Source organism: Enterobacter mori LMG 25706, assembly GCF_000211415.1.
GTDB classification, from domain to species: Bacteria; Pseudomonadota; Gammaproteobacteria; order Enterobacterales; family Enterobacteriaceae; genus Enterobacter; species Enterobacter mori.
In genome coordinates this window covers 89,026-114,395 of the sequence record NZ_GL890778.1, presented here as the reverse complement: position 1 = coordinate 114,395, position 25,370 = coordinate 89,026, and the positions used below count along the sequence as shown (strand labels likewise).

At 59.4% G+C, this 25,370-nt stretch carries 23 protein-coding genes and 1 pseudogene; 10 read left to right on the top strand and 14 right to left on the bottom strand.

Annotated features, from left to right (window positions below):
* Nucleotides 1-50 precede the first annotated feature (50 nt).
* Nucleotides 51-1,181, top strand: a complete 1,131-nt coding sequence (gene nrdB / locus ENTMO_RS0116775) for a class Ia ribonucleoside-diphosphate reductase subunit beta (protein ID WP_010433416.1) — start codon at nt 51-53, stop codon at nt 1,179-1,181.
* Nucleotides 1,181-1,435 carry a class I ribonucleotide reductase maintenance protein YfaE gene (gene yfaE, locus ENTMO_RS0116770; protein WP_010433414.1) on the top strand — a complete coding sequence of 85 codons (255 nt, stop codon included), beginning with the start codon at nt 1,181-1,183 and terminating at the stop codon, nt 1,433-1,435. Before nrdB ends, yfaE begins: the two co-directional genes overlap by 1 nt.
* Nucleotides 1,436-1,537: 102 nt before the next feature.
* Here the strand turns inward: yfaE and glpQ are convergent, their stop codons facing one another.
* Entirely contained in the window at nt 1,538-2,590 is a 1,053-nt protein-coding gene (gene glpQ, locus ENTMO_RS0116765) for a glycerophosphodiester phosphodiesterase (protein WP_010433411.1), read from the bottom strand.
* An 11-nt stretch (nt 2,591-2,601) separates the two neighbouring features.
* Nucleotides 2,602-3,955, bottom strand: a pseudogene (glpT, locus tag ENTMO_RS24260) (glycerol-3-phosphate transporter).
* Between the two features lie 252 nt (nt 3,956-4,207).
* Between glpT and glpA the strand changes: the two are divergent.
* Genes glpA through glpC form a run of 3 tightly spaced genes read left to right on the top strand, consistent with a single transcriptional unit; the run spans nt 4,208 to nt 8,230 of the window.
* A complete protein-coding gene (gene glpA / locus ENTMO_RS0116755; protein WP_010433409.1) occupies nt 4,208-5,836 on the top strand; it encodes an anaerobic glycerol-3-phosphate dehydrogenase subunit A in 1,629 nt (542 codons plus the stop codon).
* Nucleotides 5,826-7,043, top strand: coding sequence for a glycerol-3-phosphate dehydrogenase subunit GlpB (gene glpB, locus ENTMO_RS0116750; protein ID WP_010433406.1), 1,218 nt, complete (start codon nt 5,826-5,828; stop codon nt 7,041-7,043). The genes glpA and glpB overlap by 11 nt, the downstream gene beginning before the upstream one ends.
* Nucleotides 7,040-8,230, top strand: coding sequence for an anaerobic glycerol-3-phosphate dehydrogenase subunit GlpC (glpC, locus tag ENTMO_RS0116745; protein ID WP_010433403.1), 1,191 nt, complete (start codon nt 7,040-7,042; stop codon nt 8,228-8,230). Before glpB ends, glpC begins: the two co-directional genes overlap by 4 nt.
* 33 nt (nt 8,231-8,263) lie before the next feature.
* On the opposite strand, the gene ENTMO_RS0116740 is transcribed toward glpC, so the two are convergent.
* From ENTMO_RS0116740 to tctD, 4 genes are all read right to left on the bottom strand, one after another.
* Nucleotides 8,264-9,463: a nicotinamide mononucleotide deamidase-related protein YfaY gene (locus tag ENTMO_RS0116740; protein ID WP_010433400.1), complete on the bottom strand. Its 1,200-nt coding sequence runs from the start codon at nt 9,461-9,463 to the stop codon at nt 8,264-8,266.
* A gap of 94 nt (nt 9,464-9,557) precedes the next feature.
* Entirely contained in the window at nt 9,558-10,097 is a 540-nt protein-coding gene (locus ENTMO_RS0116735) for a YfaZ family outer membrane protein (protein WP_010433398.1), read from the bottom strand.
* A 129-nt stretch (nt 10,098-10,226) separates the two neighbouring features.
* Nucleotides 10,227-11,636, bottom strand: coding sequence for a sensor histidine kinase (locus tag ENTMO_RS0116730; RefSeq protein WP_010433395.1), 1,410 nt, complete (start codon nt 11,634-11,636; stop codon nt 10,227-10,229).
* Nucleotides 11,623-12,297, bottom strand: coding sequence for a transcriptional regulator TctD (gene tctD, locus ENTMO_RS0116725; RefSeq protein WP_010433393.1), 675 nt, complete (start codon nt 12,295-12,297; stop codon nt 11,623-11,625). The genes ENTMO_RS0116730 and tctD overlap by 14 nt, the downstream gene beginning before the upstream one ends.
* A gap of 151 nt (nt 12,298-12,448) precedes the next feature.
* On the opposite strand from tctD, the gene ENTMO_RS0116720 reads away from it, so the two are divergent.
* From ENTMO_RS0116720 to ENTMO_RS0116710, 3 genes are read left to right on the top strand one after another with little or no spacing between them, the layout of a single operon-like run.
* Complete coding sequence (locus ENTMO_RS0116720) at nt 12,449-13,429, top strand: Bug family tripartite tricarboxylate transporter substrate binding protein (protein WP_010433391.1); 981 nt, start codon at nt 12,449-12,451, stop codon at nt 13,427-13,429.
* 11 nt (nt 13,430-13,440) lie between these two features.
* Nucleotides 13,441-13,872 carry a tripartite tricarboxylate transporter TctB family protein gene (locus ENTMO_RS0116715; protein WP_010433389.1) on the top strand — a complete coding sequence of 144 codons (432 nt, stop codon included), beginning with the start codon at nt 13,441-13,443 and terminating at the stop codon, nt 13,870-13,872.
* 11 nt (nt 13,873-13,883) lie between these two features.
* Nucleotides 13,884-15,398 (top strand): tripartite tricarboxylate transporter permease, encoded by a 1,515-nt coding sequence (locus tag ENTMO_RS0116710; protein ID WP_010433387.1) that lies wholly within the window; start codon nt 13,884-13,886, stop codon nt 15,396-15,398.
* Here ENTMO_RS0116710 and menE read toward each other — a convergent pair whose 3' ends face one another.
* The 8 genes from menE to ENTMO_RS0116670 form a co-directional block, all read right to left on the bottom strand.
* Entirely contained in the window at nt 15,399-16,760 is a 1,362-nt protein-coding gene (gene menE, locus ENTMO_RS0116705; RefSeq protein WP_010433385.1) for an o-succinylbenzoate--CoA ligase, read from the bottom strand.
* Complete coding sequence (gene menC, locus ENTMO_RS0116700; RefSeq protein ID WP_010433383.1) at nt 16,757-17,722, bottom strand: o-succinylbenzoate synthase; 966 nt, start codon at nt 17,720-17,722, stop codon at nt 16,757-16,759. The genes menE and menC overlap by 4 nt, the downstream gene beginning before the upstream one ends.
* A complete protein-coding gene (gene menB / locus ENTMO_RS0116695; RefSeq protein WP_010433380.1) occupies nt 17,722-18,579 on the bottom strand; it encodes a 1,4-dihydroxy-2-naphthoyl-CoA synthase in 858 nt (285 codons plus the stop codon). Before menB ends, menC begins: the two co-directional genes overlap by 1 nt.
* Entirely contained in the window at nt 18,576-19,337 is a 762-nt protein-coding gene (gene menH, locus ENTMO_RS0116690) for a 2-succinyl-6-hydroxy-2,4-cyclohexadiene-1-carboxylate synthase (RefSeq protein ID WP_041951439.1), read from the bottom strand. Before menH ends, menB begins: the two co-directional genes overlap by 4 nt.
* Before the next feature lie 11 nt (nt 19,338-19,348).
* Nucleotides 19,349-21,019: a 2-succinyl-5-enolpyruvyl-6-hydroxy-3-cyclohexene-1-carboxylic-acid synthase gene (gene menD, locus ENTMO_RS0116685; RefSeq protein WP_010433376.1), complete on the bottom strand. Its 1,671-nt coding sequence runs from the start codon at nt 21,017-21,019 to the stop codon at nt 19,349-19,351.
* 88 nt (nt 21,020-21,107) lie between these two features.
* A complete protein-coding gene (gene menF, locus ENTMO_RS0116680; protein ID WP_010433374.1) occupies nt 21,108-22,403 on the bottom strand; it encodes an isochorismate synthase MenF in 1,296 nt (431 codons plus the stop codon).
* A 95-nt stretch (nt 22,404-22,498) separates the two neighbouring features.
* Complete coding sequence (elaB, locus tag ENTMO_RS0116675; RefSeq protein WP_029485146.1) at nt 22,499-22,804, bottom strand: stress response protein ElaB; 306 nt, start codon at nt 22,802-22,804, stop codon at nt 22,499-22,501.
* A 53-nt stretch (nt 22,805-22,857) separates the two neighbouring features.
* Nucleotides 22,858-23,319, bottom strand: a complete 462-nt coding sequence (locus ENTMO_RS0116670; RefSeq protein WP_010433368.1) for a GNAT family N-acetyltransferase — start codon at nt 23,317-23,319, stop codon at nt 22,858-22,860.
* A gap of 71 nt (nt 23,320-23,390) precedes the next feature.
* Between ENTMO_RS0116670 and rnz the strand changes: the two genes are divergently transcribed.
* The gene (gene rnz, locus ENTMO_RS0116665; protein ID WP_010433365.1) at nt 23,391-24,308 is read left to right on the top strand and encodes a ribonuclease Z; all 918 of its coding nucleotides are present in this window, start codon (nt 23,391-23,393) and stop codon (nt 24,306-24,308) included.
* Between the two features lie 64 nt (nt 24,309-24,372).
* On the top strand, nt 24,373-25,370 hold a 998-nt coding region (locus ENTMO_RS0116660), incomplete at its 3' end, for a chemotaxis protein (RefSeq protein WP_010433363.1).

The following is a 25,370-nucleotide window of genomic DNA, read 5'->3' as shown; positions in this document are numbered from 1 at the left end:
CCCTGTGGGAGAGGGCCGGGGTGAGGGAAATAACACCACAGGACACATTCATGGCATATACCACCTTTTCACAGACGAAAAACGACCAGCTCAAAGAGCCGATGTTCTTCGGCCAGCCGGTCAACGTGGCACGCTACGATCAGCAAAAATATGACATCTTCGAAAAGCTGATTGAAAAGCAACTCTCCTTCTTCTGGCGCCCGGAAGAAGTGGACGTTTCCCGCGACCGTATCGATTTCCAGGCGTTGCCGGATCACGAAAAACATATCTTCCTCAGCAACCTGAAGTACCAGACGCTGCTGGACTCCATTCAGGGTCGTAGCCCGAACGTGGCGCTGCTGCCGCTGATCTCAATTCCTGAGCTGGAAACCTGGGTAGAAACCTGGGCGTTCTCCGAGACGATCCACTCCCGCTCTTACACCCACATCATCCGCAACATCGTGAACGATCCGGCGGTGGTGTTTGACGATATCGTCACCAACGAGCAGATCCAGAAGCGCGCGGAAGGCATTGCGCACTACTACGACGAGCTGATCGAGATGACCAGCTACTGGCATCTGCTGGGCGAAGGCACGCATAACGTGAACGGCAAAACCATTACCGTGAACTTGCGCGCGCTGAAAAAGCAGCTGTACCTGTGCCTGATGAGCGTTAACGCGCTGGAAGCGATCCGCTTCTACGTGAGCTTCGCCTGCTCCTTCGCCTTTGCCGAGCGCAAGCTGATGGAAGGCAACGCCAAAATCATCCGCCTGATCGCCCGTGACGAAGCCCTGCATCTGACCGGGACTCAGCACATGCTGAACCTGCTGCGCAGCGGCGCGGACGACCCGGAAATGGCTGCGATTGCAGAAGAGTGCAAGCAGGAATGCTACGATCTGTTCGTGCTGGCGGCCCAGCAGGAGAAAGAGTGGGCAGACTACCTGTTCCGCGACGGCTCCATGATTGGCCTGAACAAAGACATCCTGTGCCAGTACGTTGAGTACATCACCAACATCCGCATGCAGGCGGTCGGTCTCGACCTGCCGTTCCAGACGCGCTCTAACCCAATCCCGTGGATCAACACCTGGCTGGTGTCCGATAACGTGCAGGTGGCGCCGCAGGAAGTGGAAGTAAGTTCTTATCTGGTCGGTCAGATTGATTCTGAAGTCAACACTGACGACCTGAGCGACTTCCAGCTCTGATGACGCGCGTAACGCTGAGCCTTTCGGGTACCGAAGTGTTGTGCCAGGAAGAGCACCCTTCCCTGCTGGTGGCGCTAGAAGCGCATCAGGTGGAGGTAGAGTACCAGTGTCGTGAAGGCTATTGCGGCTCGTGCCGCTGCCGTCTGGTCGCAGGCCAGGTGGACTGGCTGACCGAACCGCTGGCCTTTATCAGTGAAGGAGAAATTTTGCCCTGCTGCTGCAGGGCAAAAGGCGATATTGAGATCGAGATGTGATTGCCCTGTTTCCCTCTCCCTGTGGGAGAGGGTTAGGGTGAGGGCATCAGGCCGCAGAGCCTGATTGTCGGGTGGCGGCTTCGCCTTACCCGACCTACAAAACTATTTTAAGAACGTCACCGCTTTATCCGGGAAATCCGTAAACAGTCCGTCCACGCCCGCCTGGTTATACAACACCTCATAAAGCTGATTCACGTCCGTTGCATACTCCGGCAGTTGGTCTGCACGCACCGTGTACGGATGCACCTGCATCTTGCTGGCATGCGCCTCTTTCACCATCGCCGTCAGCTTCACGTGGCCCGGGGTCGAGCCCTCCGCCACCAGCATGTGGTAATCCGGCCCGATGCCGTCGGCGTACTGCGCAATCTGCTTCATCGCGCCCGGCTTAAACATCCAGTCGTAGTTGTAGTTCACCCACTTCCCGTCCGGCTGCTTCTCCTGGGTTTCATTCCAGTCAGTATAGGCAATCAGCTGTACCAGATTGAGATCCATCCCCATCTTCGGCTCCAGCTCGGTTTTGATGCGCTTTAGCTCGGCGGCGTCAAAACACTGCAGGTAAACTTTGTCCCTCTTGCTGGTATAGCCGTACTGTTTCAGCACCTCCAGCGTCTTCGCAGCAATGTCTTTCCCTTCCTGATGGTGGAACCACGGCGCTTTGATCTCCGGGTAGATACCGATGTTTTTACCGGTGGAGTGGTTCAGCCCCTGAACAAACTCAATCTCCTCCTGGAAGGTATGGATGCGGAAGTCGGACTTACCCATCGGGAAACGTCCCGGATAGACCTGCACCTTCTTGCCGTTTTCAATCTCGAAGCCTTCGGTAAACTTCAGCGAGCGGATCTCCGCCAGCGTGAAGTCGATGGCGTAGTAGCGCCCATCTTTTCGCGCGCGGTCCGGGAAACGCTCCGCCACGTCCGTTACGCGGTCAAGATAATGGTCATGCAGGACAACCAGCTGGTCATCCTTGGTCATCACCAAATCCTGCTCAAGATAATCCGCACCCTGGGCATAGGCCATCGCTTTCGCCGGGAGCGTATGCTCCGGCAGATAGCCGCTGGCACCGCGGTGGGCAATAACGATTTTATCCGCCGCCAGCGCGGAGCCGGTCATTAAACCGGCCAGCAGCAGGCCGGTTGCAAGTTGGGTTAATTTCATCACATTGCTCCTTATTGACGACGCGCCAGCACTTCCGCGTGGTGACGTTTTTCACCGATCATGACGACAATCAGCAGCAGTACAGCCAGCACGCTACCGCCAATCATCACCATAAAACCGCCGTCCCAGCCGAAGAAGTCAACGGTGTAGCCCACAATGGCGCTCGCCGCGACCGAACCGCCGAGATAGCCGAACAGACCGGTAAAGCCCGCCGCCGTGCCTGCCGCTTTTTTCGGGGCCAGCTCCAGGGCATGCAGGCCAATCAGCATCACCGGACCGTAAATCAGGAAACCGATAACGATCATGCAGGCCATATCTACTGACGGGTTGCCCGGCGGGTTAAGCCAGTAAACGACGGTGGCAATGGTCACCAGGGTCATAAAGAACACGCCCGTCGCACCACGGTGGCCCTTGAACACTTTGTCTGACATCCAGCCGCAAAGCAGCGTGCCAGGGATCCCAGCATATTCATACAGGAAATAGGCCCAGGAGGATTTATCCAGCGCGAAGTGCTTCACCTCTTTCAGGTAGGTTGGCGACCAGTCGAGGATGCCGTAGCGCAGCAGGTAAACGAACACGTTGGCAACCGCGATGTACCACAGCAGCTTATTGGGCAGCACGTACTTCATGAAGATCTGTTTTGCGGTCAGCTCTTCTTCGTGCTCCTTGCTGTAATCATCCGGATAGTCGTTTTTGTACTCTTCAATCGGCGGCAGGCCGCAGGACTGCGGCGTGTCGCGCATCAGCGCGAAAGCAATAATTGCCCACCACGATGGCGCCAAAGGCGGGCATATACAGCGCGGCTTTCCAGTCGTTGAACCAGGCCATACCGAGCAGGAACAGCAGAGGCGGAAGCCCACCGCCGACGTTATGGGCACAGTTCCACACCGACACGATGCCGCCGCGCTCTTTCTGCGACCACCAGTGCACCATGGTACGTCCGCACGGCGGCCACCCCATTCCCTGGAACCAGCCGCAGAGGAACAGCAGCACGAACATAATCGCAATACTGGACGTCGCCCACGGCACGAAGCCCATGAACAACATCACCGCAGCGGCCAGAATCAGGCCGGCAGGCAGGAACACGCGCGGATTCGAGCGATCCGACACCGAGCCCATGATGAATTTGGAAAAACCGTAGGCGATGGAGATCCCCGACAGCGCGAACCCCAGATCGCCGCGGGAGAAGCCCTGCTCCACCAGATACGGCATGGCGAGCGCAAAGTTTTTACGCACAAGGTAGTACGCCGCGTACCCGAAGAAGATCCCCAGGAAGATTTGCCAACGCAGACGGCGGTAAAGCGGATCAATTTCTGCCTCTGGCAGACGCGCACGATGTGGCGCGGGTTTGAAGATACTGAGCATGACAGCCTCCGTGGCCTTGAATTAAATGGGCAGGTGGCTCGCACCTGAATTCCAGTGGCGGGGATGTTAAGAAATCACGGTGATTGTTACTGTGAATCAACGCACAGATTGTTACAGAAATATGACAGAATGCGCAAAAAAGCGCATGAAATCACGTTTCACTTTCGAATTTCGCGCGTTTATGTTCGAAATCAAACAAACCACACGATTGATATGGCTAAATGATAAAAAAACGAACATAGAGGGTAAACAATGACCATTCACGATCCTCGTTATAGCGATGTGATAATCATTGGTGGTGGTGCAACCGGCGCCGGGATCGCGCGCGACTGCGCTCTGCGCGGCCTCAGCGTAACGCTTCTGGAGCGTCATGACATTGCCACAGGCGCAACCGGGCGTAACCACGGCCTGCTGCACAGCGGCGCGCGGTATGCGGTGACCGACGGTGAATCCGCGCGCGAATGTATTGCTGAAAACCAAATCCTCAAGCGTATCGCCCGCCACTGCATTGAGCCGACTGACGGCCTCTTTATTACCCTGCCCGAAGATGACCTCGCCTTTCAGAAGACCTTTATTACCGCCTGCACCGCGGCGGGCATTCAGGCGGAGGCCATGGACCCGGCGCTGGCGAGGCGGCTGGAACCGTCGGTTAACCCGGCGCTTATCGGCGCGGTGAAGGTGCCTGACGGCACCGTCGACCCCTTCCGCCTGACGGCCGCCAATATGCTGGACGCCCGCGAGCATGGCGCGCGCATTCTGACCGGGCACGAAGTGACCGGGCTTATCCGCGAAGGTCATCGCATCTGCGGCGTACGGCTCCTTGATACGCAGTACAACGAACACAGCGAGCTGTATGCCGCCGTAGTGGTCAACGCAGCGGGGATCTGGGGGCAGCGCATTGCGGAATACGCCGACCTGTCGGTACGCATGTTCCCGGCGAAAGGATCGCTGCTGATCCTCGACCACCGCATCAACAACCACGTGATCAACCGCTGCCGCAAACCGTCCGACGCCGATATCCTCGTCCCGGGCGACACCATTTCGTTAATCGGTACCACCTCAACCCACGTCGACTACAGCGAGATTGACTACAACCGCGTGACCGCTGAAGAGGTCGACATCCTGCTGCGGGAAGGGGAAAAACTGGCCCCGGTAATGGCGCAGACGCGTATTCTGCGCGCCTACGCTGGCGTACGTCCGCTGGTCGCCAGCGACAACGACCCGAGCGGACGCAACGTCAGCCGGGGCATCGTGCTGCTCGATCACGCCGAGCGCGACGGCATGGACGGATTTATCACCATCACAGGCGGCAAGCTGATGACCTACCGCCTGATGGCCGAGTGGGCGACCGATGCCGTCTGCCGCAAGTTGGGGAATACTGAAGCCTGCGTGACGGCAGACCAGCCGCTGCCCGGCTCGCGGCAGTCCACCGAAAAAACCCTGCAAAAAATCATCTCCCTGCCCGCGCCGCTGCGCGGATCCGCGATTTACCGCCACGGCGACAGAACGCCACAGTGGCTCGGTGAAGGACGGCTGAGCCGCAGCCTGGTGTGCGAGTGCGAAGCCGTCACTGCCGGTGAGGTGCAGTACGCGGTGGAGAGCCTGACGGTCAATAGCCTGCTCGACCTCCGCCGCCGCACCCGCGTGGGCATGGGCACCTGCCAGGGCGAGCTGTGCGCCTGTCGTGCCGCCGGCCTGCTGCAGCGTTTTCATACCACGACCGCCACCCAGTCACTCGATCAGCTCAGCACGTTTTTAAACGAGCGCTGGAAAGGCATTCAGCCTGTCGCCTGGGGGGACGCCCTGCGCGAAAGCGAATTTACCCGCTGGGTCTACCAGGGACTTTGCGGTCTTGAGAAGGAGCAACACGATGAAATTTGATACCGTGATTGTCGGCGGCGGGCTGGCAGGCTTGCTCTGCGGCATTCAACTCACGAAGCAGGGGCGGCGCTGCGCCATTATCACCCGGGGTCAAAGCGCCCTGCACTTCTCGTCAGGATCGCTGGATCTGGTGGACGAAACCTACCGCGATAAACTGCCGCCGGAGCATCCCTATCATCTGATTGGCGCGCATAACGTTGATCGTTTTGCCCTGGACACTGAAGTGTTACTGGCCAATTGCGGCGCACATCTGAAGGGAAGCGCCAGGCAAAATCACCAGCGCGTCACGCCGCTCGGTACCCTGCGCTCCGCCTGGCTCAGCCCGGAGGAGGTGCCCGTTGCGCCCATCAATGCCGCGCGCGTGCGGGTGGTGGGCATTAGCGGTTTTCTTGATTTTCAGCCCCATCTCGCGGTGGCCTCACTGTGTCGTCAGGGTGTTAACGCCGAAACAGCAGAAATTGAGCTACCCGAACTGGATATCCTGCGCGATAACCCGAGCGAGTTTCGCGCGGTGAATATCGCCCGTTTTCTGGATAACGAGGACAAATGGCCGCTGCTGTATGATGCGCTCAGGCCGCTCGGCGAAACCTGCGATTCCCTGTTAATGCCCGCCTGCTTTGGTTTAAACGACAACCGACTCTGGCGCTGGCTGTCCGATCGTCTGCCCTGCTCGCTCGGCCTGCTGCCTACGCTTCCCCCTTCCGTGCCGGGCATTCGTCTGCACAACCAGCTTCAGCGCCAGTTTGTTGCGCAGGGCGGCGTGTGGATGGCGGGTGATGAGGTGAAAAAAATTACCCTGACCGACGGCGCAGTGAGTGAAATCTGGACGCGGAACCATGATGATATTCCGCTCCGCGCGCGCTACGCGGTACTGGCAAGCGGCAGTTTCTTCAGCAACGGGCTGCTGAGCACACGCAACGGCATTCGGGAAGCCATTATGGGGCTGGATGTCCGGCAGAGCGCTTCCCGCGCGGACTGGTATCAGAGTGATTTCTTCACGCCGCAGCCCTGGCAGCAGTTCGGCGTCATCGCCGATACGGATCTGCACCCGCAGCTTTCCGGTAAATCGATCTGCAATCTCTTCGCCATCGGCTCCGTACTGGGCGGATACGATCCCATCGCACAGGGCTGCGGCGGCGGGGTTTGCGCCGTCACGGCGCTCCACGTTGCAGAGCAGATTATTCAGCGCACGGAGGCTGCACAATGAACGACACCCGTTTCGAAAGCTGCATCAAATGCACGGTCTGCACCACCGTCTGCCCGGTCAGCGGCGTGAACCCGCGCTACCCCGGTCCGAAGCAGGCCGGGCCGGACGGTGAGCGTCTTCGTCTGAAGGACGGTAAGCTGTACGACGAGGCGCTGAAATACTGCATCAACTGCAAACGCTGCGAAGTCGCCTGTCCGTCGGATGTTAAAATCGGCGATATCATCCAGCGCGCCCGCGCGCGCTACAGCACGCAGAAACCCACACTGCGCGATGCGATCCTGAGCCATACCGATCTGATGGGCAGCGTCTCGACGCCCTTTGCCCCGCTGGTGAATGCCGCGACCTCACTCAAGCCGGTGCGTCAGCTGCTGGATGCCACGCTTAAAATCGACCATCACCGCAGCCTGCCGAAATATTCTCACGGCGGCTTCCGCCGCTGGTACAAGTCCGTCGCGGCGGAACAAGCCCAGTACGCCGACCAGGTGGCCTTTTTCCACGGCTGCTATGTGAATTACAACCACCCGCAGCTGGGTAAAGATCTGCTGAAAGTGCTGAACGCCATGGGTACCGGCGTACAGCTCCTTAGCAAGGAGAAATGCTGCGGCGTCCCGCTGATTGCCAACGGATTTACCGATAAAGCGCGTAAGCAGGCGAAAAGTAACGTCTCGTCGCTGCGCGAGGCCATCGTCGACAAGGGGATCCCGGTCCTGGCCACCTCGTCCACCTGTACCTTTACGCTGCGCGATGAGTATCCGCACCTGCTGGATGTCGATATTACCGGACTGCGCGAGCATATTGAGCTGGCGACGCGCTTCCTGTGGCGCAAGCTGGACGACGGACAGACGCTGCCGCTGAAGACATTACCGCTGAAGGTGGTCTATCACACGCCGTGTCATATGGAAAAAATGGGCTGGTCGCTCTATACGCTGGAGCTATTGCGGCTTATACCGGGGCTGGAGCTGACGGTGCTGGACTCACGCTGCTGCGGGATTGCGGGCACCTACGGCTTTAAGCGTGAAAACTACGAAACGTCACAGGCGATTGGCGCCCCGCTGTTCCGCCAGATTGAAGAGAGCGGCGCGGATATCGTGGTAACGGACTGTGAAACCTGCAAGTGGCAGATTGAGATGTCCACCAGCAAACGCTGCGAACATCCCATTACCCTGCTGGCGAAAGCGCTGGGGTAAGCATTGCCGGGGCGAGAGACCCCGGCAAACGCATCATTCGATAAACAGCGACTCCACGACGTTAATCCAGCCGTGCTCGCTGGCGACTTCTTTACCGTTCAGCCAGCGGCGCAGCATGTTCAGCGCCATCATCGCGCAGACCTCCTGACGCACCGCCAGGCTGTGGCGCGTGATGCTCATTTTCACCCGCAGCGCATGCGTGCCTTCCGGCGTTGCCAGCGCAAAATTGAGATGTTCCTCATCCAGCCCGCCCACAAACATCGCCAGACCGGCAAAGTGTTTCACCCTGCGCTCTGACGCCCAGCGCGCGGTCTGCGCCAGCGTCTCCTGCTGGAACGGCACCACTTCACTGGCGAGCAGCGGCGCATTCACGCGAGAAAGCTGCAGCGCCAGCAGGCCGCCGGTGAACTGTTCGCTGAGGGTGACGCTCAGCTGATGGGACTGAAGGCTCTGGGCAATCTGTGCGGGCAGTCCTTCCGTGCCTTCAAAGATCAGGCTCTCGCCCGCGACGCGTTGCACTTCAGGCCACAGCGCCAGCATGGCGGCTTTTTCCGTCGCCGGCCCGGTCAGCTTGAGTTCGATAATGGGCATTGACGAGCGATAGCCCATCGAGACGCCCGGCGGCAGTTGAAGATGATCCAGGCTCTGTGCCAGATCGCTTTCCGAGCGGCCAAAGGTGGTCAGGCGCAGACACAGCGGCGGCTCTGGCAGCGTAAAGCGCGCCCGCAGGCGCGGCAGGATTTGCTGCTCGACCATCACTTTAAATTCAGAAGGCACGCCGGGGGTGAAGAACATCAGGCAGCGGTTGAGCTGTACGGCAAACCCGCAGGCGGTACCGACCGGGTTATCGACCAGCTCTGCGCTGGCGGGTATTTCAGCCTGCTTGCGGTTGCTCGGTGCCATCACGCGACCACGATCGGAGAAGAAGCGTTCCATCTGCGCCAGCCACGCCTCGTGCAATACCAGCCCCTCGCCTTTCGCGGTGGCGGCAGCCAGCGCGCTGAGATCGTCGCTGGTGGGGCCGAGTCCACCGTTCACAATCAACACGTCGCAGTGCTCGCTGCGCTCGCGAAGAACGTTCACCAGTGACTCAAGATTGTCGCCCACGGTGTTGCGGCGCGTTAACGGTAATCCTTGCTCAAAGAATAAATCGGCAAGCCAGGCGGCATTGGTGTCAATAATTTGCCCATGCAGCACTTCGTCGCCGGTGGATAACATCTCCACGTTAATCATTGTGTTCTCCCGCTTATATGGTCGAAACACTATAGCGCAATTGAATGGGGGGAGCAGAGAGAAACTGGCGCGACAGGACGCCGCGCCGAAGAGATTAGAAGCCTGCGCTCACGCCCACGTAAGGGCCATCAGCCAGCGCGTTGTCGCGGTTGCCGTCTTTACCTGCCAGGTTCAGATAGCGATAACCCGCTTCGATAGTGATCGGACGCATGATAGTCCAGCGCGCACCGGCATTGGCTTCTTCGTAGCTTTCGATACCGCTGGAGAGCGAATCCGGAGAGTAGTAGTACTCGCCGAACAGGCCGAAGCTGTCGCCAATTTTCCACTGCAGGCCGCCGCCGACCGCCGCCGCGTAGCCTTCGTCGCCGTCGTTCGGGTTGGTGTAGATCCCTTTGCCGCCAACGGTCGCCAGGAATGGACCAAGAGGAACGTTGAAGCCGAGCCCAAGGCTTGCCGCATCGCCGTCGTCATCGTTATGCGTCCAGCCGCCGGTCATTGCCAGACCGGCGCTATCCGTGCCAAGACCAAAGCCCAGATGGGTGTAATCCTCACCCGCCGAGCCGTTGAAGCTGATGGCGTTAGCCGCCGAAGAGATAACCATCAGGCCTAAGCCCATTAATGCCACTTTTTTCATTGTCGTGATCCCGCACAATTTATAGATAATAAGTCCCAAAACCGCGAGATTTTAACCTGCCTCACTGCGGGATCAAGCACTCTGCGTGCGTCAGACAATTAGTTTGTAACGATTTGATAATATCTGCCTTTACCCCATCAGCAGAAAACGCATTTTCACACTCAGCCCGCCTAAGTGTTCACTGCGGGAAAGTTTAAGATGGCGGGGGTGCAGCCGGGCAATATCGCTCGCCAGCGCCAGCCCGATGCCGGATCCTGCCGCGTCGCCGACGTTATCCAGACGGCGAAACGGCAGCATCGCCTGCGGGATCAGATTTTCCGCAATCCCCGGCCCGCTGTCTTCCACGCTCAGGTCAACCGCGCCGTTATCCACGCGCAGGTAAACCGTTACGATCCCCTGCTCCGGCGTGTATTTGATGGCGTTCTCCAGCAGGTTTGCGCATAGCTCGCCCAGCAAAACCTCATCGCCTTCGATGATCGTCGGCTGCAGCTCACCGTCGTACCCCAGGTCAATCGCTTTGCTGCGCGCCTGCGCCAGCCGTGAAAAGCAACAATTCTGCACGACCTGCACCAGATCCACCGGGATAAACTGCCGCTCCCCCTCCTCTTTTCGCTTCACCGCCGAAAGCTGAAGCAGGCGTTCAGTCAGCACAATGGTGTTATCCAGCGTCACATTCATCGCCCGTAAACTCTCCTGCCACAGCGCCGGATCGTCCCGCGTCAGGGCCACCGAGACCTGCGTTTTCAGCACCGCCAGCGGGGTTTTAAGCTGGTGAGAGGCATCGGCATTAAAGCGCTCCTGCCGCGACAGCACTCCACGCAGTCGGTCAATATAGCGGTTGAAGGCCACAATCAGCAGGCGCGTTTCTGACCAGGGCAGCAGCTCGGGCAGCGGAGACAGCAGCCCCGGCTCCCGACGCACCATGAGCGAGGACAGCTGGCGCATCGGGCGCAGCACGCGACGCAACAGCCAGGCGGTTAAGATCAGCGTCAGCAGGACCAGCAGCCCCTGAGATACCCAGGACGAAAAAAGCAGCTGGCTGGCAAGATAGCGACGGGACTGCAGCGTTTCAGCGACATAGATCTCCGCCATCCCGACGACGTTATCTTCGTTGATGGGCTGAAGCAGCTTCGCCACGCGAATCGCCTGCCCGCGATACTCGGTGTGATAAAACCAGGCCAGCGCCGGGTAGAGCGTAGTGCGCGAGGTTGAAGGGGGCATCTTCGGCAGGTCGTCGTAGCCGGAAATCACCCGCCCGGTGGGGTCGACCACCTTGTAATACAGCCTGTCATTCATGTTGAGCTCAAAGCTGTCGAGCACCACCCAGGGCACATTCACCTGCAGCTTGCCGTTATGCACTTCAAGCCGCTCAGAGACCGTACGCGCCGACGATAACAGCGTGCGGTCGTAAGCCTGCGTCGCCGCTTGCAGGGCGCTGACGTAGCTATTAAACGCTGATAATCCCCATAACAGCAGCAGCGGTAACCCCAGAAATAGCAGAAGTTGCAGATAAAGGGACTGCGGTTTAGCCCACTTCATCGCCACACTCCAGCACGTAACCCAGCCCGCGCAGGGTGGTAATCTTCACCCCACTGCCACTCAGTTTCTTGCGCAAGCGGTGAATGTAGAGATCGATGCTCTCCGGGCGGGCGGCGTCGTTCAGGCTAAACACCTGGTCGAACAGCTGCTGGCGGGAGACGGGCCGGGTACGGCGGTGCATCAGCACCTTCAGCAGGGAGAGCTCGCGCGGCGTCAGGGAGAGCGGTTCATCGTGCAGCAGAAAAAAACCGTCATCGTCGTATTCCAGCTCGCCCAAAAGCTGACGCTCTTGGGTCCGCCCTTCGCTTCTGCGCAGCAGCGCGCGCAGCCGCGCATCAAGTTCTTCCAGCTCAAACGGCTTCGGCAGATAGTCATCCGCCCCGGCGTTCAGTCCTTTCACCCTGTCCGCCACGTTGCTGCGGGCGGTGAGAAACAGCACCGGAAGCGTCTGCCCGCGCTTTCTCAAACGATGGACGACCTCCAGCCCGTCGAATCCGGGCATACCGATGTCCAGAATAGCGACGGCATAGTTTTCACCCTGCAACAGATGATCGGCCGCCCGCCCGTCGTTAACGCAGTCCACGGCAAAGCCTCCCTGCACCAGCGCTTTCTCCAGCCAGTGAGCCAGCTCACGATTATCTTCCGCGAGTAAGAGACGCATATCACATCCTGTAAAGTTCGTGTCGCAGTGAAAGGGAAATGAAAGGTTAATGTTTTAACAATCACGCAACGGAACCGCTACAAGGTGGTTCACATAATCAGAAAAAAAGCCCCGTACCCGTACTCCCGGTTCTCCGGCGTGAGGATAAACGATGAAAAAACAATTACTTTCGACCCTTGCTGCAAGCGTATTGATGTTGAGTGCCTCTGTCGTCCAGGCGCAGGATGTCCCGTCCCGCACCGAATGTATCGCCCCGGCCAAACCGGGCGGCGGCTTTGACCTGACCTGCAAGCTGATTCAGGTCAGCCTGCTGGAGACAAAGGCTATCGTAAAACCGATGCGCGTCACCTACATGCCCGGCGGCGTGGGGGCGGTAGCGTATAACGCCATTGTGGCGCAGCGTCCCGCCGAAGCGGGTACCGTGGTGGCCTTCTCCGGCGGCTCGCTGCTGAACCTCTCGCAGGGCAAATTTGGCCGCTACGGCGTGGATGACGTGCGCTGGCTCGCGACCGTTGGAACGGATTACGGCATGATCGCCGTTCGCGCTGATTCCCCGTGGAAATCGCTGAAAGACCTGCTGACTGCGATGGAAAAAGACCCGAACAGCGTGGTGATTGGCGCCGGCGCGTCGATCGGAAGCCAGGACTGGATGAAAGCCGCCCTGCTGGCGCAGCAGGCAAAAGTGGACCCACATAAGATGCGCTACGTCGCCTTTGAAGGCGGCGGCGAGCCGGTCACGGCGCTGATGGGCAATCACGTGCAGGCCGTCTCCGGCGACCTCAGTGAAATGGTGCCTTACCTGAGCGGGGATAAAATCCGCGTGCTGGCGGTCTTCTCGGAAAACCGTCTGCCGGGCCAGCTGGCGAACGTCCCTACCGCCAAAGAGCAAGGCTACAACCTGGTCTGGCCGATTATTCGCGGCTTCTTCGTTGGGCCGAAAGTGACCGACGCCGAATACCAGTGGTGGGTGGATGCCTTCGCCAAACTCCAGCAAACCGATGAGTTCAAAAAGCAGCGCGATCTGCGTGGCCTGTTTGAGTTCAACCTCAACGGTAAGCAGCTGGACGAGTATGTCAAAAAACAGGTGAATGACTACCGCGAACAGGCGAAAGCCTTCGGTCTGGCGAAGTAAATGGAGGCGCTATGAGCGATCGTATTTTTGCCGGGATATGGCTTCTGCTCTGCATTGGTGGGTTGTTCGTCGCCTGGCAGATCCACAGCGAATACAGCTATGAACCGGTGGGGCCACGCCCCTTTCCGATGGGTATCGTCGGCCTGATGCTGCTCTGCTCCGTAGCAATGCTGTTGCGCCATCCTGACACCGTGGAATGGCCGCCCAGACGCATTCTGCAACGTCTGCTGGTAATGGTAATTGTGTTGCTGATGTACGCGTGGGGCTTTGAGTGGCTCGGCTTCCCGATTGCCACCGCTATCCTGACGATGGTGATCGGCATGTTGTTCAACGCCACGCTGCCCACAGCGGGGCTCTCGGGTGCGGTACTGGGCATTTTGCTCTGGTACGCCTTCGACCGCCTGCTGGACGTGACCTTACCCCTTGGCGCATGGTTTAACTAACGGAGCACGCTATGGATACCTGGATTTACCTCTCGCAGGGGTTCGCGGTAGCGATGACCCCGGAAAACCTGGTGATCGCCCTGATCGGCTGCTTCGTGGGCACGATCGTCGGCCTGCTGCCCGGTCTTGGCCCAATTAACGGCGTGGCGATACTTCTGCCGCTGGCCTTTGCCCTGCACCTGCCGGCTGAATCCGCCCTGATCTTACTGGCGACGGTGTATATCGGCTGCGAGTACGGCGGACGCATCTCCTCCATACTCCTGAACGTGCCCGGCGATGCCGCCGCCATTATGACCGCGCTCGACGGTTATCCCATGGCGCAACAGGGACGCGGCGGCGTGGCGCTCTCCATTTCTGCCGTCAGCTCGTTCTTCGGTTCGCTGATTGCCATTGGCGGTATCATTCTATTCGCCCCTGCGCTGGCCCAGTGGTCGCTGGCGTTTGGCCCGGCGGAGTATTTTGCACTGATGGTGTTCGCTATCGCCTGCCTCGGCAGCATGATGGCGCAAAACCCGCTCAAATCGTTTTTGTCTGCGCTGATTGGCTTAGGGTTAGCCACCGTCGGTGTGGATGCCAACACCGGGGTTTATCGCTTTACCTTCGACAGCGTTCACCTGTCCGACGGCGTGCAGTTTATCGTCGTCGTGATTGGCCTGTTCTCTGTCTCAGAAATCTTACTGATGCTGGAACATACCAGCAGCGGGCAGACGCTGGTGCGCAAAACCGGCCGCATGCTTTTTAATGCCAAAGAGGGGGCGCAGTGTGTGGGTGCTACCCTGCGTTCGTCGGTGATTGGTTTCTTCGTCGGCATCCTGCCCGGCGCGGGAGCGACCATCGCCAGCGCCATCACCTACATGACCGAGAAAAAGCTGAGCGGCAACAGCGACAGCTTCGGTAAGGGCGATATACGCGGCGTGGCGGCGCCAGAGGCGGCCAATAACGCCTCGGCCTGCGGCTCGTTTATCCCGATGCTGACGCTCGGCGTGCCGGGCTCCGGCACCACGGCGGTGATGATGGGCGCGCTGACGCTCTATAACATCACCCCAGGTCCGGCGATGTTCACCGAGCAGCCGGACATCGTGTGGGGGCTGATTGCGGCACTGCTGATCGCCAACGTGATGCTGCTGGTGATGAACATCCCGCTGATCGGTCTGTTTACCCGCATGCTGACCATTCCCCTGTGGTTCCTGGTGCCCGCCATTGCGGCGGTCTCTGCGGTTGGGGTGTACGCGGTGCACAGCACCACCTTCGACCTGGTGCTGATGGTGCTGCTTGGCGTGCTGGGATACATCTTACGCAAGATGCACTTCCCGATGTCGCCGCTGATTTTAGGCTTTGTGCTGGGTGAGATGCTGGAACAGAACCTGCGCCGCGCCCTCTCCATTAGCAACGGCAATATGTCGATACTGTGGGAGAGCAGCGTAACGAAGATCCTGCTGGCCATGGCGATCATGGTGATTGTGGCGCCGCCGGTCCTGCGCCTGCTGCGTCGGCGCCAGCGCAAGCCCGAGCCGGACGTCGGCTGATTAGCCCCTCAGCAGGGCATTGACCCACTGTTTTAACGCCTGGCGGGAGATTTTTATCCCGCCATTTTTTAGCTCTGCGGGCAGCACAAGCCAGTGTACCGGCTGTTCAAAACGCGCCAGCCTGCCCTGGATCCAGTCAGGGAATTGCGCGATATCCGTTCCAGGCTCGCACTCCACCACCGCCACCGGACGCTGTCCGAACTCGGCGTCGTCCAGCGGGACGATAAACACCTGGCTTATCTGCGGATGCGTGGCGATAACACGCTCCAGCGATTCGGGTTGGATCCCCTCTCCTCCGCTGAAAAAGAGGTTGTCCATACGGCCTAAAATCGTCAGACGACCGTTGCGCCATTCCCCGCGATCGCGGGTGGCAAACCAGCCCTGCGCGTTAGTGAGCGGAAGAAGCGCGCCGTCTCGCCAGTAGCCCGCCGCCATGCTTTGCGCTTTGATCCAGATTTCCCCCTCGACCAGCTTCACTTCCCGACCCGGAAGGGCAGTTCCCACATCCGGCTCGCCGTCCGCCGCTTTCGCGCAAACGGTAGAGGCGAACTCCGTCAGGCCGTAACCACAGAAGGTACGAATGCCCTGCTCCCGCGCCTTCCCGGTCAGTTCAACGGGAATTGCCGCTCCGCCGAGCAGAACGGCTTTCAGCGCAACGTGGTGTTGAGTATGAAGCAAACGCCACAGCTGGGTCGGCACCAGCGACGCGTGCGTGCAGCCCTCCAGCGCCTGCTCCAGCGGCTGCTTCTTGCGCACGGTCAAGCGCCCGCCCGCCAGCAGCCAGCGCCACAGAATCCCCTGACCAGAAACGTGAAACAGCGGCAGCGACAGCAGCCAGTCGTCGTCCCTGCCGTAGGGCATCAACGCCAGCACGCCTTGCGCGCTCGCAAGATGCGCCGCGCAGGTGTGAACCGCCGCTTTTGGCAACCCCGTCGAGCCAGAGGTTAACGTCATGGAAGCCAGGCGATCCGGCTGCCACGCGGCCGCATATTCCCCTGCGTGTTCTGACAGGCTAAGGGCAGAGAGCCCGTCAAACGCGCCGTCCAGCACCAGCGCATGGCGCAGCGTCATCTGCGGGAGCAGGACGTCCAGCAAGGGGCGCGGAAGCTGGGGATTGACCGGCAGAATGCGCGCACCGCACTGCAGCAGCGCAAGCCACGCCAGCAGCGTTTGCGGGTGGTTATGGGCGAGCAGCATAACGCCATCGCCCTCCTGCACGTCCTGACGATGGAACCCGGCGGCAAGGCTATCGATGCGTGCACAGAGTTGTTGCCAGGTGAGAACATCGTCGTCCAGGCGCAGCGCGGGTTTTTCCACACGCTGCGTGCGCCAGTGCCGCCACGGCCAGTCGGTAAAACTCATAGCAGCGGCTCCAGCGCCTCAACGTCGAGGCACGGCAGTATGCTGTCCGGCCACTGACGAATAAGCTGCGTTTGCATCAAGCTTAACGTATCTAGGCCAGGGATGGTCTGCGGCGTGAGCCAGGCCGCAATGCGCGCCAGCTGCGTCAGCCCAAGGCTGGACTCAATGGACGAACTGATCACCGCCGTCAGCCCCAGGGCGTGCGCAGCCGAGACCTGCTTACGCACCTTGTCCAGGCTGCCGGTCAGCGTCGGCTTAATGACAACCGCACTCACGCCCGGCTCGGCGACAAATTCAAAATCGGCTTCGCGCAGGCTTTCATCCCAGGCAATCGCGATGCCCGTTTCACGGGCAAAGGCGCGGGAATCATCCCGCGTTTTGCACGGTTCTTCCAGAAACGCGATGCGGTTGCGGTAGGCTGGGTTGACGTACTTCGCGAACTGCTGCGCCTTAAGCGGCGTCCAGGCGCGGTTGGCATCCAGCCGCAGGCGCAGATCCGGAATCGCTTCCAGCAGCAGATTCGCCACCATCCCGTCACGCACCGCTTCGTACAGGCCAACTTTGATTTTCGCCACTTTCTCGCCGGGCATGGCGGAGAGCAGCGCGAACAGTTCGTCCGGATCGCCGGTACAGAGCGGCGCCGCGCGGTAGTTGGCTTCCTGAGGCAAGCTGCCGTCAAGCTCCGCCAGCGCACAGCTGATGCCGAATGCAGCGGAAGGCAGGTCCGGCAGGGCCGGATTAGCGCCTTCCCGCCACGCGCGCGCCCAGGCCATCAGCGCCGCCTGCGCGTCATCCAGCGACTCCAGGCTAAAGCCCGGCAGCGGTGAAATCTCGCCCCAGCCTTCCCGCTCGCCCTGCCGGAGATGCACGAAGAGTCCGACACGGGTTTTTAACCGCCGCTCGCGCAGCACCACGCCCGCGTCCATCGGTATCTGCCAGCGGTAAACCTGTGCGCGACGCATTACGGGTTCCGTTTGTATTTGCTGAAGTCCGGCTGGCGTTTTTCGTTAAACGCGTTGCGTCCTTCCTGACCCTCTTCGGTCATGTAGAACAGCATGGTGGCGTTACCCGCCAGCTCCTGCAGACCCGCCTGTCCGTCACAGTCGGCGTTGAGGGCCGCCTTCAGGCAGCGCAGCGCCATCGGGCTGTTTTGCAGCATTTCGCGGCACCAGCGCACGGTCTCTTTTTCAAGATCGGCAATTGGCACCACGGTATTCACCAGGCCCATATCCAGCGCTTCCTGCGCGTTGTACTGACGGCACAGGAACCAGATTTCACGCGCTTTTTTCTGCCCAACGATGCGTGCCATGTAGGACGCACCCCAGCCGCCGTCGAAGGAGCCGACTTTCGGGCCAGTCTGGCCGAAGATAGCGTTTTCAGCGGCAATGGTCAGGTCGCACATCATGTGCAGCACGTGGCCGCCGCCGATGGAGTAACCCGCCACCATCGCGACGACCGGTTTTGGACAGGTACGGATCTGGCGCTGGAAATCGAGGACGTTCAGGTGGTGCGTACCCGCATCATCCTGGTATCCGCCGTAGTCGCCACGCACTTTCTGATCGCCGCCGGAGCAGAATGCTTTGTCACCTTCACCGGTCAGGACAATCACGCCGATGTTGTCGTCATAGCGCGCGTCGGCCAGCGCCTGAATCATCTCTTTCACGGTCAGCGGACGGAACGCGTTGCGTACCTGCGGACGATTGATGGTGATTTTGGCGATGCCGTCAGTGGACTTGTGGTAACGAATGTCGGTGTAGCCTTCGGAGCAGTCCTGCCATTCAACCGGGGCGTAGAGCATATGTTCATCAGGATAGATCATAGAGTGTCCTTTGTTCGAAGACGCAGTATCTGAGCCAGACTCGCGGCGACCGCGCCGGGGTTTTCCCGGTGGGCGTTGTGTCCGGCGTGAGGAATAACGTGGCGTTCGGCGTTCAGTTCGGCGGCGATGGCCGCAAACTTCTCGTCACGTTCGCCATAGAGATAATAAAAAGGGGCGTTGTACGCGCTCAGCGCAGAACGCAGGTCGGGCTGCACGGCCAGCGACGTGGCTTCAAGCATTGCCGCCAGATTCGCGCCGTTGTTCCGGCTACGCAGGGCAATCAGTTCGCCGCGCTGCGCATCCGAAAGAGAGGCAAACACCGGCTGCTGATACCAGTCGGCAAAGACGTCAGGGAGCGGTTCAGCACGAAAACGCGTCGCCCAGCGGCGATCGGACGCCAGCCGCGCCTCTCGCGAGCCCGCATCCTGCAGCCCAGGATGACCGCCTTCTACGACAATGCCGCATAAGCCCTTTGGCTGCTGGCAAGCCTGAAACATCGCAATGCGGCCGCCGAGAGAGTACCCCACCAGCCAGTAGTTAAGTATGTTGTAACTAAGTAAGGTGCTGGCAAGCAAATTGCTGAGATCGTTAAACCCGGTGACGCTGACACCGGCAGATTCGCCGTGTCCCGGCAGGTCGAGATACAGCCGGGGATAATCGCGCAAAGACTCCCCGGCAGCCTGCCACTCGCGGCAATCGCCGGAAAACCCGTGCAGAAAGACCAGCCAGGGGTAACCCGGCTTACCGTTATGCAGCATGCCAGCCAGGGTCACAGGTGGCTCACCTGCGCCAGCAGATTTTGCAGCTTCTGCGCGCCGTCAGCATCGTTCACCACCAGCTCAATAAGCGTAGTGCCCGGCTGCCGCCAGGCGCTGCTTAACACCGTATCCAGCTGTTCCCAGTTTTCAGGACGATGATACTTGAGGCTGAACATGGCGGCGGCATGCTCGAACTGCACGTTTTGCGGCATCAGGTAGAAGCGTTCGCGCTCGCTCTGCGGCGTCGGCAGCAGGGAGAAAGGCTGCCCGCCGTTATTGTTCACCACAATCAGCACAAAGGGCGCGGAGACCTGACGCAGCAGCGCCAGCGCGTTGAGGTCATACAGTGCAGAGAGGTCGCCCACAATCGCCAGCGTCGATTTCGCACTGGCGCGCTGCACGCCTGCCGCCGTGGAAATCAGCCCGTCGATGCCGCTGGCTCCGCGGTTGCTGTAAACCGGATAGCCTGCAGGCAGCTTAGAGAAGGCATCAATCAGGCGCACCACCAGGCTGTTGCCGACAAACAGCTGCCCCTGCTCGGGAAGATAGTGGCGAATACGGTGCGCAAGCTCGGCTTCACCAAAACCTTCGCACTGCGCGTTGGTGAGCTCCCACGCCTGGCGCGAGATTTCCGGGATCGCCACCGCCCAGGGTTTACGCTTTTCTGCCGGATGCAGTTCCAGCCAGCTATCAATCTCGCTCACCAGACGACGACCGCGATGGTGCGCCGGGTCGAGCCGCCCCTCCAGCGGATCCACCAGCCAGTACTCTTCCGGTGTGCAGGTAGCCTGCCACTGCAACAGACGCTTCCCGGTGAGGCTGGAGCCGATCTGGACCACAATCTGCGCCTGCGCTAGCTCGGTGACCGCTTTGGCATTACCCAGCCAGAGATCGGCGCACGGCAGCGGCTGACCGGTCTGGGAAAGCACGTCGCCAATCAACGGCCAGCCGAGAGTTTGCGCCCATTCGGCGACCAGCTTGCCTTCAGCCGCGCTCATGCGACCGGCAATCACCACACCGCGCTTCTGTCGCCAGAAGAACCAGTCGCGCTGTTTCGCGCTTTCCAGGTGCGTCTGCTCGCGCAGCCAGGGTTTTTCGCTCTCCCACCAGTCGCCGAGCTGCTGCTGCCAGGCCAAACCGGTGTCATTCAGTTCACCGTAGAGCGGCTCGGCAAACGGGCAGTTGATATGCAGCGCGCCGCTGCGCAGCGAGCCCATCGCGTGGTCAAGGGTCGAAACCAGCCAGCTTGCCGGAATATCCTGAGTTGGACGCGGCAACGAGACCGTCTGCGAAGGATGAGATGCAAAAATACCCGGCTGCCGAATCGCCTGATTGGCACCGCAGTCGATAAGTTCAGGGGGACGATCGGCCGTCAGCAGGATCAGTTTTTCACCGGTTAACCCGGCTTCGATGAGCGCCGGATAGAGGTTCGCTACCGCGGTTCCGGAGGTGACAATCACCGCGACGGGGGCGTTGCTGGCTTTCGCCAGCCCTAACGCCAGATGACCCAGACCGCGCTCGTCAAAATGGGTGTGGTGAATAAAGGCCCGGTTTTCAGCCGCCGCCAGCGTCAGCGGCGTGGAGCGGGAGCCCGGTGCAATACACACGTGCCTGACGCCATGGCGGGTCAGGGCTTCGAGGATCACCGTCGCCCAGCGTCGATTAAAAGAACTTACTGACATGAGTTTGTCCGGTATCAAGAATACGACACAGTATAAATAATAGAAAAATTTGGAATTTTGATATGAATCGGGAATGCGCGAATCAGTATTAATCCCTAAGGAGCAGAGAACGCAGCCCGGCGGCTTTGTTTTCTATCTCTTGCCACTCCTGCTCCGGATCAGACCCGCTGACGATCCCCGCCCCGGCGTAGAGCCGCAGCGCCGCGCCGTGGACGCGTGCAGAGCGCAGCGCCACGCAGAATTCACTTTGCTCAGGCGATAAATAGCCGGCCGATCCGGCATACCACTCGCGGTCAAAAGGTTCCACATTCTGGATAAACGCACGCGCCGCCTGGCGCGGTAGCCCGGCCACCGCCGCCGTCGGCTGCAGAACGTGCAGGCACTGTTCATCGTCAGCGTGTTTGAGCTCAGTCCAGATGCAGCGCCGCAGATGCTGCACCTTCCGCAACCGCACAACCTGCGCGGGCAGCACCTCCAGCGTTTGGGTGTGATGCTGCAAGCGCTCGCAGATGTCCTCTACAACCAGCATATTCTCACGCTGATTTTTATCGTCTTTCATCAGCCAGTCGCCCAGACGCCGGGCCTGAGCGTCATCCGCGTGGCCGGCGACAGTGCCTGCCAGCGCTTCGGTGCGCAGCAACGTGCCGCGCCGACGCCACAGACGCTCGGGCGTAGAGCCCAGAAACGCATTGCTGGCATCGAAAACCATGCAGAAGTGGTAGCAGTTCAGGTTGAGCGCGCGGCTGGCTGCCATCAGGGCAACGGCATTTACCGGCTGATGGCATTGCAGATCGGTGGCGCGGGCGAGGACCACTTTTTCAAACTCACCGTGCGCGATAGTCTCCGTTGCCTGCCGTATAAGGCGCAACCATTCCGGTTTTTGCGGCTGGTGCGTTTCGCGTTCCACCTGAACGGACAGCGGGCGGATCGGTTTGGCGTCCTGAAGACTGCCTAAAAAACGCTTTGCCACCTGAGCATCGTCCTGAAGGGAACACTCACTCCACAGCTGCAGGCGCAGGGTGGCAACGCCGCCTGAACGTCGCCAGAGCAGGCGCGGTAAAAACAGGCTGCCCTTTTCCGGGGAAAAGGCGTTCAGTCCGCAAATGCGGGTGTCACTGGCTGCATGCTGCGTATGCAAAAACTGCGAGGCCAACGCGAGAGAAGAAAAATGGATAACGGCGCCCAGCGCGGCCAGCTCTTCATCGCCGCTACGCTGCTGCCAGTAAAATTGGGGATAGCATTGCTGAGCACCCAGCCAGGCCAGGGGATCGAATGCGTCGTTTAACGGGAAAGAGACGTCGAAATGACGTAAACCGGGTGTTGCGGGTAACGCTTGCGCCAGCCGTGTGCGCAGTTGCTCCAGCGCGAGGAATATCGAATGCACGCGAACCTCTCCCTGTTAAAACCTCGTATTATACGGGGTACCATAAGAAATATCAGTACCCACGTATAGGGAGTGGTTAACCGTTTAAAACGCTGTTAACGACGGGCTAAGAGCAGCCCCAGTACCAGCCCGACGGCAGCACCGGCGCCAATGCCTTGCCACGGTTTTTCATGCACGTAATCATCAGCACGATATACCGCTTTTTTCGCGCGGTAGTAGTAATTATCAGACGCATGGCTGACGCGGTTTTTCACTTCATGCAGTGCCTTTTCGGCACGCGCTTTAAGCTCAATATATTTCTGATCGGCAGGGTCGCCGGACGAACGTAACACCTCTTCCAGCGTCTCGCTCAGCAAGGCCAGGTCGTCGTCGATACGGGTATCCCAGGATTGAAATGACATATTTTTCTCCATGTTGTTACACCAGTCCGCTAACTATAGCCAACGACTCGCCATTACGCCTGCTTCGTTTCCCTCGCCATCCCGATATGCGGAATGCCATCTTCGTCATAAACATCCGTCACTGGCGCAAAGCCAAAGTGCCCGTAAAAGGATTGAAGATGCGCCTGCGCGCCGAGGTATAACGCCTTGTCTGGCCACTGTTTTTCGCACGATGCCAGGGTTTTCTCCATCAGCTGATAGCCCAGTTTTTCACCGCGCGCTTTATCGCTGATGATGACGCGGCCAATCACCACCGGCTCGAAATCGTCGTCGCTTTTCAGAATCCTCGCATACGCCACCAGCTCGTTTTCGCGCCAGCCGAGGATATGACGGTTCTCGCCAACGAGGTCATCGCCATCAATGTCCTGATACGGGCAGGTTTGCTCAACAACAAAGACTTCGCAACGCAGCTTCAGCAGGGCATACAGAGAATGAACGGTGAGTTCGCTATGGTGTAAATCTTGCCACTGGATCATGTCTGTCTCCGTACTGGGGTTCATCACGTTATACTAAACCCCTCCCCGTTCGGCAAAGGGCTGATTGCGTTATGGAACTGATTTTTTTGGGTACGTCCGCTGGCGTGCCAACCCGCTCACGAAACGTGACGGCGATCCTGCTGGATCTTCATCACCCCACCCGCGGCGGTCTGTGGCTGTTTGACTGCGGTGAAGGCACGCAGCACCAGCTGCTGCGTACCGCTTATCATCCAGGCAAGCTGGATAAAATTTTTATTACCCATCTTCACGGTGACCACCTTTTCGGCTTGCCCGGCCTGCTCTGCAGCCGTTCGATGGCCGGTAATGCCAACCCGCTGACGATTTACGGGCCGGCGGGTACCCGGGAATTTGTTGAAACGACGCTGCGCCTGAGCGGCTCGTGGACGGATTATCCGCTCGACGTGGTGGAGATCGCCGAAGGTCTGGTCTTCGACGATGGCGCGTATACCGTCACCGCTCAGCCGCTTAATCACCCGGTTGAGTGTTACGGCTATCGCATTGAAGAGCACGACAAACCCGGTGCGCTCGACGCCGCGGCCCTCATCGCTGACGGCATAAAGCCCGGCCCGCTGTTCCAGCGTCTTAAGCAGGGAGAGACCGTCACGCTGGAAGACGGGCGCGTGGTGAACGGTCAGGACTACCTCGCGGCGCCGCAGCCGGGGAAAAAGCTGGCGATCTTTGGCGATACCGCGCCGTGCCCTTCCGCCCATCTGCTTGCACAGGGCGTAGATGTGATGGTGCATGAAGCGACGCTTGAAACGGCGATGGAAGAGAAAGCCAACAGCCGGGGCCATAGCTCGACGCGTCAGGCGGCGCAGCTTGCCCGTGACGCGGGCGTCGGGAGATTGATCGTCACTCACGTTAGCTCGCGCTACGACGCGCGGGGATGTGCAAGTCTGCTGGCAGAGTGCCGTCACCTGTTCCCGGCATGTGAGCTGGCGGAAGATTTCACTCAGGTCAGCGTTTAGTCCTTCATTTTTCCCTCAGGATGCCGATAACGATTAAAAGGTCAGCATTTCTCTTGAGGGTAGAATGGATAATTTCCAGAAAGATATTGATGACAGGGCGAATCTGACCCTGTCGAACCGTTTTGAACTGTTGCTGTTCCGTCTTGGCACCTCTCTGAACGAAAATAAATCCGAGCTGTTTGGCATTAACGTGTTCAAGCTGCGCGAAATTGTGCCGATGCCGGCGTTCACCAAACCCGCAGGCATGAAGTCTCCGCTGATGGGGATGGTGAACATTCGCGACCAGGTGATCCCGGTGATTGACCTGGCCGCCGTGGCCGGATGCAAGCCGACGACCGGACTGAACATTCTGCTGATCACCGAATACGCCCGCAGCGTGCAGGCGTTTGCCGTGGAGTCCGTTGAGAACATCATGCGTCTCGACTGGAAGCAGGTACACGCGGCCGAAACCGCCGTCAGCGGGCGCTATATCACCAGCATCGCCTGTCTGGACGAGAAGACCGATACCAACGATCTGGCGATGGTGCTGGACGTTGAGCAGATCCTGTACGACATCACCCCGGCTGACCACGATCTGCACGCGACCAATCTGAAAACCACCAAATTCAATATCAAGCCGGGCTCGGTCGCGATTGTTGCGGAAGATTCCAAAGTGGCGCGCTCGATGCTGGAGAAAGGCCTGCAGGCGATGGAAATCCCCGCGCAGCTGCACATTACTGGTAAAGACGCATGGGAGAAAATTGGCGTACTGGCGGCACAGGCGCAGGCTGAAGGGGTTCCCATCACCGATAAAATTGCACTGGTGCTGACCGACCTCGAAATGCCGGAGATGGACGGTTTTACGCTGACGCGCAAAATCAAAACCGATCCGTTCCTGAAGGATATTCCGGTGGTGATCCACTCGTCTCTGTCCGGCAACGCCAACGAAGACCATATTCGCAAGGTGAAGGCCGACGGGTATGTGGCGAAGTTTGAGCTGAACGAGCTGTCGTCAGTGATTGAGGAAGTGCTGGACCGCTCGATGAAGAAGATTGACGGGCCGTTGATTAGCCGGAAACAGCT